Annotated in this window: 11 protein-coding genes; 3 read left to right on the forward strand and 8 right to left on the reverse strand. The window is 59.9% G+C overall.

The window, feature by feature from the left end; genetic code table 11:
- Positions 1-2: 2 nt before the first annotated feature.
- From tcyL to ACA061_RS01130, 3 genes are all read right to left on the reverse strand, one after another.
- The gene (gene tcyL / locus ACA061_RS01120) at positions 3-668 is read right to left on the reverse strand and encodes a cystine ABC transporter permease (RefSeq protein WP_042608566.1); all 666 of its coding nucleotides are present in this window, start codon (positions 666-668) and stop codon (positions 3-5) included.
- Complete coding sequence (gene tcyJ / locus ACA061_RS01125) at positions 668-1,468, reverse strand: cystine ABC transporter substrate-binding protein (RefSeq protein ID WP_497300424.1); 801 nt, start codon at positions 1,466-1,468, stop codon at positions 668-670. Before tcyJ ends, tcyL begins: the two co-directional genes overlap by 1 nt.
- Positions 1,469-1,759: 291 nt before the next feature.
- On the reverse strand, positions 1,760-2,752 hold the full coding sequence (locus ACA061_RS01130; protein WP_210701255.1) for a D-cysteine desulfhydrase: 993 nt from the start codon (positions 2,750-2,752) through the stop codon (positions 1,760-1,762).
- A gap of 190 nt (positions 2,753-2,942) precedes the next feature.
- On the opposite strand from ACA061_RS01130, the gene epsC reads away from it, so the two are divergent.
- The 3 genes from epsC to mgrA all read left to right on the forward strand — a co-directional run bounded on the left by epsC (position 2,943) and on the right by mgrA (position 7,362).
- A complete protein-coding gene (gene epsC / locus ACA061_RS01135; RefSeq protein WP_210554389.1) occupies positions 2,943-3,869 on the forward strand; it encodes a serine O-acetyltransferase EpsC in 927 nt (308 codons plus the stop codon).
- Between the two features lie 403 nt (positions 3,870-4,272).
- Positions 4,273-6,234 (forward strand): choline transporter BetT, encoded by a 1,962-nt coding sequence (gene betT / locus ACA061_RS01140; protein WP_497301907.1) that lies wholly within the window; start codon positions 4,273-4,275, stop codon positions 6,232-6,234.
- A 90-nt stretch (positions 6,235-6,324) separates the two neighbouring features.
- Positions 6,325-7,362: an L-glyceraldehyde 3-phosphate reductase gene (mgrA, locus tag ACA061_RS01145; RefSeq protein ID WP_150596768.1), complete on the forward strand. Its 1,038-nt coding sequence runs from the start codon at positions 6,325-6,327 to the stop codon at positions 7,360-7,362.
- A 90-nt stretch (positions 7,363-7,452) separates the two neighbouring features.
- Here mgrA and tauD read toward each other — a convergent pair whose 3' ends face one another.
- From tauD to gshA, 5 genes are all read right to left on the reverse strand, one after another.
- On the reverse strand, positions 7,453-8,292 hold the full coding sequence (gene tauD, locus ACA061_RS01150; protein WP_497300425.1) for a taurine dioxygenase: 840 nt from the start codon (positions 8,290-8,292) through the stop codon (positions 7,453-7,455).
- 138 nt (positions 8,293-8,430) lie between these two features.
- Positions 8,431-9,264, reverse strand: a complete 834-nt coding sequence (tauC, locus tag ACA061_RS01155) for a taurine ABC transporter permease TauC (RefSeq protein ID WP_497300426.1) — start codon at positions 9,262-9,264, stop codon at positions 8,431-8,433.
- Entirely contained in the window at positions 9,261-10,055 is a 795-nt protein-coding gene (gene tauB, locus ACA061_RS01160) for a taurine ABC transporter ATP-binding subunit (protein ID WP_497300427.1), read from the reverse strand. Before tauB ends, tauC begins: the two co-directional genes overlap by 4 nt.
- Before the next feature lie 16 nt (positions 10,056-10,071).
- Complete coding sequence (gene tauA / locus ACA061_RS01165) at positions 10,072-11,049, reverse strand: taurine ABC transporter substrate-binding protein (RefSeq protein ID WP_150603910.1); 978 nt, start codon at positions 11,047-11,049, stop codon at positions 10,072-10,074.
- Between the two features lie 207 nt (positions 11,050-11,256).
- Positions 11,257-12,840: a glutamate--cysteine ligase gene (gene gshA / locus ACA061_RS01170; protein ID WP_150603909.1), complete on the reverse strand. Its 1,584-nt coding sequence runs from the start codon at positions 12,838-12,840 to the stop codon at positions 11,257-11,259.
- Positions 12,841-12,943 lie beyond the last annotated feature (103 nt).

Genomic DNA, 12,943 nt, shown 5'->3' on the forward strand with positions numbered 1-12,943 from the left:
GATCAGGACTCCTGGTCGTGCCGATTGACCCGCTCTTCCAACTTGTTCTGGAAGTGCGAAAGCACCGTGGCCAGAATCCAGTAGATCAGCGCGGCGGCAAGATACATGGTGAAGACTTCGAAAGTCCGGGCGGTAATCAGCTGCGCCTGACGGAACAATTCCGGTACCTGAATAGTGGCGGCCAGCGCGGTGTCCTTGACCAGCGAAATGAAGCTGTTGCCCAGCGGCGGCAAAGCCGTGCGCATGGCTTGCGGCAGGATGGCCCGGCGCAGGGTCTGCGCGCGGGTCATTCCGATACTGGCAGCAGCTTCCCACTGACCGCGTTCGATCGAACCGATCGCGGCGCGCAGGATTTCACAGGCGTAGGCGGCCATGTTCAGCGAAAAGCCGATCAGCGCTGCTGGCAGCGGATCGAGCTCCATGCCCAATTGCGGCAAGCCGTAATAGATCACGAACAGTTGCACCAGCAACGGCGTGCCGCGAAAGAACGACACGTAGATGCGGGCCAGCCAGCTGACCGACTTGAAGCGCGACAGGCGCATCAACGCCAGGCCAAAGCCCAGCAGCAGGCCGAAGAACATCCCGCCAAGGCTGAGGACAACCGTGTAATACGCGCCCTTGAGCAGAAAGGGCGCGGAATCAAGTGCGAGTTGGAAAGCCTCTTCCATTATTTAGTGACGTCAGCGTTGAAGTATTTCGTGGACAGCTTCTCAAGGGTGCCGTCGGCACGCAGTTCGTCGAGGGCCTTGTTCAGGGCTGCCAGCAATTCAGGCTCGCCTTTGCGCAGGGCTATACCCGATTCCTGACGGGAGAAGGCTTCACCGGCAGCGACGGTTTTCGGGGCTTTCTTGGCGTATTCGAGAGCGGCCAGTCGGTCGATCAAGATGGCATCGGTACGGCCGTTATTCAGATCGGCGAACTTGGTCGGATCATCATCATAGGTACGCACGTCAGCACCCGGTACGTTGGCGCGGACCCACTGCTCGTAGTTGGTGCCCAGACCTACACCGACTTTCTTGCCGGACAGGTCAGCAGCGGTCTTGATGTTCAGTGCCGCTTCCTTATTCTTCAGCACCAATGCCTGGATACCGGAGACGGTGTACGGTTCGGAGAAGTCGTACTTCTTCTTGCGCTCGTCGGAGATAGTCACCTGGTTGACCACGACGTCCAGACGCTTGGATTCCAGCGCGGCGAGAATGCCATCCCATTTGGTTGGCTGGATCTTGGCTTTGACACCGAGTTTTTGCGCCAGCGCTTCGGAGAGCTCGACTTCAAAACCAGACAGTTTGCCGTCGGCATCAACGAAGCTGAACGGTGGATAAGTGCCTTCCAGGCCGACGTTGATAACGCCTTTGTCGTTGATCTGTTGCAACTGCTCACCGGCCACTGCCTGGCCGATCAGACCGGCGCTCAGTGCCAGGCCCAGCGAACCAACCAGCAGATTGCGACGTAGTGCGGAAAAATTCATGACAAGCCCCTGTGTTTTCTTATGGAAGACGCTTAAGGAATGTAGGCAAATGGGTGATTTGAACGACAGCGCTATCCTGCCTTAAAGCAGCTTATGCGTCTCTCGCGAAATTCGCCTGCGGCGAGACTATATGATGACTGCGTTAGACTTGAAAATACTAAATACTTAATTTGATATTCTCTTGAGGAATATGTGGCGAGTTCGAAAAGATCGCAGCCTTCGGTAGCTCCTGCAGGTGAACGCATTCCAATGCAGGAGCTGCCGAAGGCTGCGATCTTTTGATTTTTTCGGCTACAGAAAATCCTTATATGCAAACAACGCCGGAGCCCCACCAGTGTGCAGGAAAATAATCGGACCTTGATCGAAGCGCGAACGGCCAATCCCGTCGAGCAAGCCCGCCATGGCCTTGCCGGTGTAAACCGGGTCCAGCAACAGACCTTCCTGACTCGCCAATAGCTTCACCGCCGCCAGTGTCCCGGCATTCGGTTCGCCATAGCGCGGGCCAAAGTATTCGTCCCACAACTCGACCTTGAAGCTTGCCGGCAGTTCCACGCCGAGCAGCTCCGCGGTGCGTTCGGCCAGACCCTGCACCTTCGGGCGCTGGTCTTCCTCGCTACGCGAAACGGTCACGCCGATCACCGGCAGCTCTGGCAACACTTCGCTCAGGGCCAGCGCCAGACCGCTGTGCGTCCCGGCACTGCCTGAAGCCAACACCACGGCGGCGAAGTCGAGACCGGTGTCCTTGATCTGCTCGGCCAGTTCCAGGCCTGCGCGCACGTAACCCAACGCACCGAGGGCGTTGGAGCCGCCAATCGGCACCAGATACGGTTTCTTGCCGTTGCTGCGCAGGCGCGCGGCGAGTGCGGCCAGTTGTTCGTCGGCGTTGTCGAGGTTTTCGACCAGCTCGACTTTGGTATCGAACAGGTCCAGCAGCAGCCGATTGCCGTTGCCGGTGTAATTGCTGTCGTCCGTGCCTAACGGGTTTTCCAGCAGCGCGACACAACTCAGGCCCAGTTTGGCGGCCAATGCTGCGGTCTGGCGAACATGGTTCGATTGCAGCGCGCCGGCGGTGATCAGCGTGTCGGCGCCCTGGGCGAGCGCATCGGCGGCGAGGTATTCGAGTTTGCGTAATTTGTTGCCACCCATGGCCAGCGGCGTCAGATCATCGCGTTTGACGTAGACCTCGCGGCCGAGCCAGGCAGAGAGGCGCTCAAGTTTTTCCAGTGGGGTGGGTTGGCCGAGCAGGTCGAGACGGTTAAAACGGTCCAGCTGTTGTTTAATCATGAGTCCGTACTGGCGGAGAAAGATGAAAGGACTATAGGCAGTCGATTTTGCAGGGGCAACCGTGAATCGCTTATAGCCAAATGAACTGAGCCCAGCACTATCGGTTCTTAATTCGCTCTCGCAGGCATGCCGTAAAGTAGGCGCCGTTGACGCGGCCAGACAGTCCGGCCGCCCGTGAGGAGTCTTTACCGTGAGCGAGCGTTCCAGCCATTGGCAATTGCAGTCCATCGTCAGCCAACTGCGCACCGCGCGGGATCAGTGGCGCGCACAAAATGGCCGGGCCTCCGGCGAGCAGGGTGGCAGGGAGCTGCCCTCACGTGCTGCGATGGCGGAGATTCTCGAGGCGTTGTGTGGCGCGTTGTTCCCGATGCGCCTGGGGCCGGTCGATCTGCGCGAAGAAAGTGAAGATTTTTATGTGGGGCACACCCTCGACGTCGCGTTGAATGCCTTGCTGGCGCAGACGCGACTTGAACTGCGTTATGTCGCCCGGCACAGCGCGCAGGTCGACACCGAAGTCGAGGCCCGGGCGATCCAGATCGTTCAGGATTTCGCCCTTGCCTTGCCGGGGTTGCGCACGCTGCTCGACACCGACGTGCTGGCGGCCTATCACGGTGATCCGGCAGCGCGCAGTGTGGATGAAGTGCTGCTGTGCTACCCGGGGATTCTGGCGGTCATTCACCATCGTCTGGCGCACCATTTGTATCGCGCCGGGTTGCCGTTGCTGGCGCGGATCAGCGCGGAAATCGCTCACTCGGCGACGGGCATCGATATCCACCCGGGCGCGCAGATCGGCCGCAGTTTCTTCATCGACCACGGCACGGGCGTGGTGATCGGCGAGACCGCGATCATTGGTGAGCGGGTGCGGATTTATCAGGCGGTGACTCTGGGCGCCAAGCGCTTCCCGGCAGATGAAGACGGGCAGTTGCAGAAGGGCCATCCGCGTCATCCGATTGTTGAAGATGACGTGGTGATTTATGCCGGGGCGACGATTCTTGGACGGATCACCATTGGCAAGGGCTCGACCATTGGCGGCAACGTCTGGCTGACGCGCAGTGTGCCGGCCGGGTGCAATTTGACTCAGGCCAATTTGCAGCATGATGACGGGACGCAGAAGTAGGGCGGCTAACACTCCCGTGTAGGAGTTGCCGCAGGCTGCGATCTTTTGAAGTTGCTTTTGAAGATCAAAAGATCGCAGCCTGCGGCAGCTCCTACAGGGTCGATTTTGAGTTCGGAAGAGATAATGGCAATCAGCCAATTCTCCAGTGAACGAATTGCCCCAAACCTACGTCATACCCCTCCTTGGGCTACTGTAGGAAAGCTACCGCCTAGCCCTGCGATTAGTCCTTACCACCCCATTCATGTTTAACTTGAACGTTCATTCAAGTTAAACCGGTGGTTCGCTGCCCGCTCACAACAGGAGGCTTGCCTTTGCTGAGTCCGATCATTTCAGCCACGTTTCAACCCCTCGAGGTGCACGTTTCATGAGTGCATCGTCTACCCCCGCCAGCGGTCTGGTGCGGATGAATCCGCCGGTGTTCTACTTCGCCGCGACGTTTATTCTGCTGTTTGGTCTCGTTGTCATCGCCATGCCGCAACAGGCCGGTGCCTGGCTGCTTGAAGCACAAAACTGGGCGGCCAACACGGTCGGCTGGTACTACATGCTCGCGATGACGCTGTATCTGGTCTTCGTGGTGGTCACCGCGTTATCCGGCTACGGCAAGATAAAACTCGGTGCCGACCACGACGAACCCGAATTCAGTTATCTGTCTTGGGCCGGCATGCTGTTCGCCGCCGGGATCAGCATTACGCTGTTCTTCTTCTGCGTTTCAGAGCCGCTGACTCACATGCTGCAGCCGCCGCAAGGCGAGGCCGGCACCGCGGATGCAGCGCGTCAGGCCATGCAGGTGCTGTTTCTGCACTGGGGTCTGCATGGCTGGGGCGTTTTTGCCTTCGTCGGTATGGCCCTGGCGTACTTCGCCTACCGGCATAACCTGCCGCTGGCCCTGCGTTCGGCGCTGTATCCGCTGATCGGCAAACGCATCAACGGCCCGATTGGTTACGCGGTGGATGGCTTCGGCATCATCGCCACGGTGTTCGGTCTCGGCGCCGACATGGGCTTCGGTGTGCTGCACCTCAACTCGGGTCTCGACTACCTGTTCGGCATCGCCCACACACAGTGGATTCAGGTCGGCCTGATCACGCTGATGATGGGCGCGGCGATCCTCGTCGCCGTGGCCGGGGTCGATAAAGGCGTGCGGGTGATGTCCGACATCAACATGCTGCTGGCCTGCGCGCTGTTGCTGTTCGTGCTGTTCGCCGGCCCGACTCAGCACCTGCTCAACACCTTGATCCAGAACATCGGCGACTACCTCGGCGCCTTGCCGATGAAGAGTTTCGATCTCTACGCCTATGACAAACCGAGCGACTGGCTCGGCGGCTGGACAGTGTTCTACTGGGCCTGGTGGATTGCATGGTCGCCGTTCGTGGGCCTGTTCATTGCGCGGATTTCCCGTGGCCGCACCATCCGTGAGTTCGTTTTCGGCGTGCTGTTGATTCCGCTCGGTTTCACCTTGGCGTGGATGTCGATCTTCGGTAACAGCGCCATTGATCAGGTGCTCAATCACGGGATGTCTGCGATGGGCATGTCGGCGATCGAGAATCCGTCGATGACCCTCTACCTGCTGCTGGAAACCTACCCGTGGAGCAAAACCGTCATCGCGGTGACGGTGTTTATCAGCTTCGTATTCTTCGTCACCTCTGCTGATTCCGGCACCGTGGTGCTTTCGACACTGTCGGCCAAGGGCGGCAACCCTGACGAAGACGGGCCTAAATGGCTGCGGGTGTTCTGGGGCGCGATGACAGCGTTGATCACCAGTGCGCTGCTGTTCTCGGGCAGCATTGATGCACTGAAATCGGCCGTGGTGCTGACCTCGTTGCCGTTCTCGCTGATTTTGCTGTTGATGATGTGGGGTCTGCACAAGGCCTTCTATCTCGAATCGCAGAAGCAGATCGCGCAACTGCATTCGCTGGCGCCGGTGTCCGGTGCACGGCGTGGAACGGGCGGTTGGCGACAGCGTTTGAGCCAGGCCGTGCATTTCCCGTCGCGCGATGAGGTGTACCGTTTCATGGACACCACGGTGCGCCCGGCGATCGAAGAAGTGACGGCGGTGTTCGTCGAGAAAGGCCTGAACGTGGTCACTCAGCCGGATCCCTCCCATGACAACATCAGCCTGGAAATCGGCCATGGCGAGCAGCATCCGTTCATCTATCAGGTGCAGATGCGCGGCTACTTCACGCCGTCATTCGCGCGTGGCGGCATGGGCTCCAAACAGCTCAACAATCGCCGTTACTACCGCGCTGAAGTGCACCTGAGCGAGGGCAGTCAGGACTACGATCTGGTCGGCTACACCAAGGAGCAGATCATCAACGACATCCTCGACCAGTACGAACGGCACATGCAGTTCCTGCACCTGGTGCGTTGATCATGAGCTGGGCGCCGCGTCTGTTCAGGACTCGGCGCTCAGCTCGCGAAGCAGTCGACACCTGTTTCAAAACAAACAAGAGAGGATTCGATGACTTACACCGCTGCCGAAAACCGCTACGACTCCATCCCTTACCGCCGCGTCGGCCGCAGCGGTCTGGTGCTGCCAGCGCTGTCGCTGGGCCTGTGGCACAACTTTGGCGACAGCACGCCGATCGACACCCAGCGCGCCTTGCTGCGCACCGCGTTCGACCTGGGCATCAACCACTTCGACCTGGCCAACAACTACGGCCCGCCGTACGGCAGCGCCGAGATCAACTTCGGTCGCCTGCTGCGCGAAGACTTCAAGCAGTATCGCGATGAGCTGATCATCTCCAGCAAGGCCGGTTGGGACATGTGGCCCGGCCCGTACGGCCAGGGCGGCGGTTCGCGCAAATACGTGCTGGCGAGCCTCGACCAGAGCCTGCAACGCCTCGGTCTGGACTATGTGGATATCTTCTATTCGCACCGTTTCGACCCGGACACCCCGCTGGAAGAAACCGCCAGCGCCCTCGCCACTGCGGTGCAACAGGGCAAGGCGTTGTACATCGGCATCTCGTCGTATTCGGGCGTGAAAACCCGCGAGATGGCAGCGCTGCTCCAAGAGTGGAAAGTGCCGCTGCTGATCCATCAACCGGCGTACAACCTGCTCAATCGCTGGGTGGAAAAAGACCTGCTCGACACCACCGATGAACTCGGCACTGGCGTGATTGCTTTCACGCCGTTGGCGCAAGGTCTGCTGACCGATAAATACCTCAACGGCGTACCGGCGGATGCGCGGGTCAATCGTCCGGGCGGTGGTTCGTTGCAGGCTGCGCACTTGTCCGAAGCCAACATCGCCCATGTGCGCGCGTTGAACGAGATTGCCAAGCGTCGGGGTCAGAGTCTGGCGCAACTGGCGTTGGCCTGGACCCTGCGTGATCCACGGGTGACCTCGGCACTGATCGGCGCGAGCCGGCCGGAGCAGATTATCGAGAACGTCGGGGCGTTGAAGAATTTGAGCTTCAGTGCTGAGGAATTGGCGGAGATTGACCGGTTTGCCCAGGAGGGTGGGATCAATCTTTGGGAAAAACCGTCGACGGCGGAGTAATTGGTAAAGCAAAAGATCGCAGCCTGCGGCAGCTCCTACATTGGAATGCGTTCCCCTGTAGGAGCTGCCGCAGGCTGCGATCCTTTGATCCTAGAAAAACGGCACATCCCCCAACACCGTAGCCCGCTGCATCACTCGCCGCGCCGGGCGGTAATCATCCACCGCGTAATGCTGCGTCACGCGGTTATCCCAGAACGCAATATCGTCCTTCTGCCAGCGCCAGCGAATGGTGAATTCCGGCCGCGTCGCATGGGCGAACAGAAACTTCAGAATCGCCTCGCTTTCGGTTTCCGACAGCTCATTGATCTTCGACGTAAAGCCTTCGTTGACGAACAATGAACGCCGCCCGCTCACCGGGTGCGTGCGAATCACCGGGTGCGACAACGGCGGATTCTTGCGCCGTGCCTCTTCCCACTGCGCCAGCGCTTCGGGCGTGTTGCCATAGCGCTCCAGCGGAAACGAGCGAGTGAAATCGTGGGTCGCGGTCAGACCTTCGAGCAAACCTTTCATTGGCGCTGACAGGGCTTCATAGGCGGCAATGCCACTGGCCCACAACGTGTCGCCACCGAACTCCGGCAGCAACTTGGCGCTGAGCACCGCGCCCATCGCCGGCGTCGGCAGGAAGGTTACGTCGGTGTGCCAGATCGCGTTGTCGCGCACGTCGGTGACGGCGGTGTCGAGGATCAACACTTCTGGTTGCTCCGGCACGTTCGGGTAGATCGGGTGAATGTGCAGGTCGCCAAAATATGCGGCGAAACGCGCCTGTTGCGGCGGGTCGATCGGCTGGTTGCGGAAAAACAGCACTTGATACTTGAGCAACGCCTGCTCGATGGCATCGCGGTGATCCAGGCTCAATGGCTGGCTGATGTCGACGCCGCTGATCTGCGCGCCGAGGGCCGAGCTTAACGGGGTGATGTGCAGGCTGCTCATGGTCTTTCTCTTCAATTCCGGATAACCACTCCCTGTAGGAGCTGCCGCAGGCTGCGATCTTTTGATCTTGTTTTTTAGAAGATCAAAGTCAAAAGATCGCAGCCTGCGGCACCTCCTACAGGGGGGGATAGAAAATTTTTAGTGGGCCTGGCCGTGCCACGGCACCAGTTTGCGTTGCAGGGCTCTCAGGCCCATCTCCATGGCGAAGGCGATCAGGGCGATGACCAGAATCCCCAGCACCACCACATCAGTCACCAGAAATTGCGCGGCCGATTGCACCATGAAGCCCAAACCGCTGGTGGCGGCGATCAGTTCGGCAGCCACCAGCGTCGACCAACCGACCCCCAGACCAATGCGCACACCGGTGAGAATGTCAGGCAATGCGCTCGGCAAAATCACATGACGAATCAGCTGCGCGCGGGTGGCGCCGAGCGACTGCGCGGCACGCAATTTCGCCGGGTCGACGGTGCGTACGCCGGTCGCGGTGGCAATCGCAATCGGCGCGAAAATCGCCAGGTAAATCAGCAGCACTTTCGACAATTCGCCGATGCCGCACCAGATCACGATCAGTGGCAAATAGGCGAGTGGCGGAATCGGCCGGTAGAACTCGATCAGCGGATCGAGCACACCGCGCGCGATTCGGTTGGCGCCAATCGCGATGCCCACTGGCACGGCGGTCAGAATCGCGAAACCCAGGCCCAGGCCGATGCGGCTCAGACTCGCGCCGAGGTGCTGCCACAGCGTCGAATCCATGTAGCCGCTGGTCGCCAGCAACCAGCCTTTTTGCGCTACGGCAGACGGTGGTGGCAGAAACAGCGGTTCGATCAAACCAGTGGCAGTGACTGCCCACCAGGCTGCCAGCAAAACGAACAACGTCAGCAGGCTGATCCAGCGAGTGCTGAGGCTGCGGCGCACTGGAATGACAACCGAAGGGGTTTTTACTGGCGCAGCGGAAACGTCGTAACTGCTCATGCGCGCTCCTGCCGTTGAACGGCGCTGCGTTGCGAGAACACTTTGCTGAGTACGTGTTCGCGGGTTTCGATAAAACGCGGGTCGGATTTGATCGCTCGCGCGGATTCACCGGCTGCGTAACGCTGACCAAAATCCAGGTGCAGGCGCTCGACGATCTGCCCCGGATTGGGCGCCAGCAGAATCAGGTCAGTGGCGAGGAACACCGCTTCTTCAATGTCGTGGGTAATCAGGAAAACCGGTTTGGCGGTGCGTTGCCAGACTTGCAGCAACAGCTCCTGCATCTGTTCGCGAGTAAAGGCGTCGAGGGCGCCGAAGGGTTCGTCCATCAGCAAAACGCGCGGGTCGGCGGCGAGGGCGCGGGCGAGGCCGACGCGCTGTTTCTGGCCACCGGAGAGTTGCCAGATACGACGGTTTTCAAAACCGCAAAGATCGACCAGTGCGAGCATTTCGCGGGCGATTTTTTCGCGTTTGTTTTTGGCGACGCCTGCCAGTTCCAGGCCGAAAGCGACGTTGGCCAACACGTCCTGCCAAGGCAGCAACGCGTCGTCCTGGAACACCACGCCACGTTCGGCGCTCGGGCCTTCGACCGGCACGCCGTCGAGGGTGATGCGCCCGGCGCTCGGTTCGACGAAACCGGCAATCAGGTTCAACAGCGAAGTCTTGCCACTGCCGGACGGGCCGAGCGCGACCAGCAATTGCTGAGGCCCAAGGGTCAGAGAAATATCCGCCAGCACCGGTGTAGGGCTGCCCGGGTACTGTGCGCTGATGCGCTCCAGCTGTAGCAAGGCCATCGCTGTTAACTCCCGATCAGTTGGTGATGTATTTGGCGCTGACGTACGGCGCGTAGTCCGGCAGAACGGCTTCGACCTTGCCTTGTTCCTTGAGGAACGCGGCGGTGTCGGTGATGGCTTTGGTGGTCGGCGCCCCGAGGTCGCTGACCTGGTCCGCCGCCAGCGGGTACACGTTGCCTTGCAGCAGCAGCGGAATGTCGCTGGCCTTGGCACCCGAGAGTTTCACAAGCTTGTCGACGTTGGATTGATCGGCGAGCCAGGCTTTCGGGTCCTTGCGGTAATCGGCGTAGGCGTCGAGGGTGACCTTGGCGAACGCGGTAACGATTTCCGGGTGCTTGGCGGCGAAATCTTTGCGCACGATCCACGCATCGAATGTCGGCGCGCCGAACTTCGCCAGTTCGCCGGAAGTGATCAGCACTTTGCCGTTTTCCTTGGCCACACCGAGGGCCGGATCCCAAACGTAGGTGGCGTCGATGTCACCGCGTTTCCACGCCGCGATAATCGCTGGAGGAGCGAGGTTGAGCACGGTGACTTTCGACGGATCGATGTTCCAGTGCTTCAACGCTGCGAGCAGGCTGTAGTGACCGGTAGACACGAACGGCACGGCGATTTTCTTGCCGATCAGATCTTGCGGGGTCTTGATGCCGGAACCGTCGCGGGCGACCAGTGCTTCGGCGGCGCCGATCTGGGTGGCGATGAGGAAAGTTTCGACCGGGACTTTGCGGGTGATCGCGGCCGTCAGCGGGCTCGAACCGAGGTAGCCGATTTGCACGTCGCCGGAAGCGATGGCGGCGATGATGTCGGCGCCATTGTCGAACTTGCGCCAGCTGATATCGGCTTTGGTGGCTTTCTCGTAGGCGCCGTCGGCTTGTGCGACTTTCGCCGGGTCAACGGTGGTTTGGTAAGCGACGGTGAGGTCGGTGGCCTGCGCCAGGAAGCTCGCAGCAGCCAGAGAGGCCACGGCCAGCAGGCGAAGCGGGAAATTCAGTTTCATTGAAGAGCTCCATATCAGGCGACCGAGCGTCGGCGTGAAAGGAGACTAAATGATCTAAGAATTTAGAAATAAATAACTTTTTCGAATGAGCTTATGAGCGGAAAAATCTAAGGATCAAAAGATCGCAGCCTCCGGCAGCTCCTACATGGGACAGGCGTACACCCTGTAGGAGCTGCCGAAGGCTGCGATCTTTTTTATCGACAACGCTTAGTTACTGATCGCCAGAATACTCGCCTGATACGACCCAACGAACACGTCGAAATCGCCCACCTCGTTCTGCTCAAGCTCAGCCTGCGCCGCCAGCGAAGTACGCGCCACTTCCTCAAACTTCGCCTGCTCATCCGCCGCCAATGGCTCGCTGCGGAAGAACTCGGCATGTGCCTGGCTCTGGCGCAGAGAGAACTGCGCAAAGCTTTCCTTGTGCTCGGCCATCGCGGCCAGCACCTGTGCCGATGGCGTCAGGGACGAATCCTTGACCTTGGCCAGTTGCGCATCCAGCGCGGTGCTGTGCGCATCAAAGCCATGGCTTTGATCCAGCAGCGCCGCCAGTGGAGCAATCTGTTCCAGCAATTCGGCTGCCCAGGTCTTCATGTCGACCGCTTCGCCGTCGCGCTGCAATTGCAGGCCCGGACGGCGACCTTCCTTGACCACGCTGAGGAAGTTCGAGGTGGCGTTGCCACACGAGGTGTTGGTCAGCAGCGGGCTGTCGTTCAACGCGCAATACAACAGGAAGGCGTCGAGGAAGCGCGACTCGGTGAGATCGATGCCCATCGGCAGGAACGGGTTGATGTCCAGGCAACGCACTTCGACGTACTGAATGCCACGGGCGACCAGCGCCTGAATCGGCCGCTCGCCGGTGTAGGTCACGCGTTTCGGGCGGATGTTGGAGTAGTACTCGTTCTCGATCTGCAGGATGTTGGTGTTCAGTTGCACCCATTCGCCATCCTGGTGCGTGCCGACTTCAACGTACGGCGCGTAAGGCGTGGCGACGGCTTTGCGCAGGCTGTCGGTGTAGCTCGCCAGATCGTTGTAGCACGGCGTAAGGCCGGCCTGGGCGTTGCTCTGGTAACCGAGGTCGCTCATGCGCAGGCTGGTCGCGTACGGCAGGTACAGCGTGTCCGGGTCCAGTTGTTCCAGCTGATGCGAACGACCGCGCAGGAAACCGGCATCCAGCGCCGGCGACGCGCCGAACAGGTACATTAGCAGCCAGCTGTAGCGGCGGAAATTGCGGATCAGCGCGATGTAGGAGACCGACTGGAAGTCCCGGTCGGTACCGACAAAACCTTCGGCTTCCTTGAGCAGCGGCCAGAGCTTTTCCGGCAGGGAAAAGTTGTAGTGAATTCCGGCGATGCACTGCATGGTCTTGCCGTAACGCAGGGCCAGGCCTTTGCGATAGACGTACTTGAGTTGACCGATGTTGGACGTGCCGTAATAGGCGATCGGAATGTCTTCCTCGGCCGGCAACGGGCACGGCATCGATGGACTCCACAGGTACTCGTTGCCGAGCTTGCTGTAGGCAAAGCGATGAATCTTGTCCAGGCTCGCCAGGGTGTCTGCCGGGTCGGGCAGGGCGGGCGTGATGAATTCCAGCAGCGACTCGGAATAGTCGGTGGTGATTTGTTCATTGGTCAGCGCGGAACCCAAGGCTTCGGGGTGCGGCGTTTGCGCCAGACGACCTTCACTGGTCACGCGCAGGCATTCACGTTCGATACCGTGCAGGCACTGCTCGAGCAGAGAGAGGTTGGCGCGCTCACCGAGCAGAGCCAGGCGGCGGTTGAGAAGTTCGCTCAATTTGGATTCCTTCACGCGTCAGTCGCCCCAATATGGGGGTGGGCAGGACGGTCTACAAGGGTGAAGTTGAAACTGGCGTTTTCGCCTGGTTTTACTAGCCGGT

The organism is Pseudomonas sp. LBUM1668, from assembly GCF_059695715.1.

What these genes read in the sequence shown, in the direction of transcription:
- tcyL (WP_042608566.1), bottom strand. Translation starts at nt 668, where the DNA reads ATGGAAGAGGCTTTCCAACTCGCACTTGATTCCGCGCCCTTTCTGCTC.
- tcyJ (WP_497300424.1), bottom strand. Translation starts at nt 1,468, where the DNA reads ATGAATTTTTCCGCACTACGTCGCAATCTGCTGGTTGGTTCGCTGGGC.
- ACA061_RS01130 (WP_210701255.1), bottom strand. Translation starts at nt 2,752, where the DNA reads ATGATTAAACAACAGCTGGACCGTTTTAACCGTCTCGACCTGCTCGGC.
- betT (WP_497301907.1), top strand. Translation starts at nt 4,273, where the DNA reads ATGAATCCGCCGGTGTTCTACTTCGCCGCGACGTTTATTCTGCTGTTT.
- mgrA (WP_150596768.1), top strand. Translation starts at nt 6,325, where the DNA reads ATGACTTACACCGCTGCCGAAAACCGCTACGACTCCATCCCTTACCGC.
- tauD (WP_497300425.1), bottom strand. Translation starts at nt 8,292, where the DNA reads ATGAGCAGCCTGCACATCACCCCGTTAAGCTCGGCCCTCGGCGCGCAG.
- tauC (WP_497300426.1), bottom strand. Translation starts at nt 9,264, where the DNA reads ATGAGCAGTTACGACGTTTCCGCTGCGCCAGTAAAAACCCCTTCGGTT.
- tauB (WP_497300427.1), bottom strand. Translation starts at nt 10,055, where the DNA reads ATGGCCTTGCTACAGCTGGAGCGCATCAGCGCACAGTACCCGGGCAGC.
- tauA (WP_150603910.1), bottom strand. Translation starts at nt 11,049, where the DNA reads ATGAAACTGAATTTCCCGCTTCGCCTGCTGGCCGTGGCCTCTCTGGCT.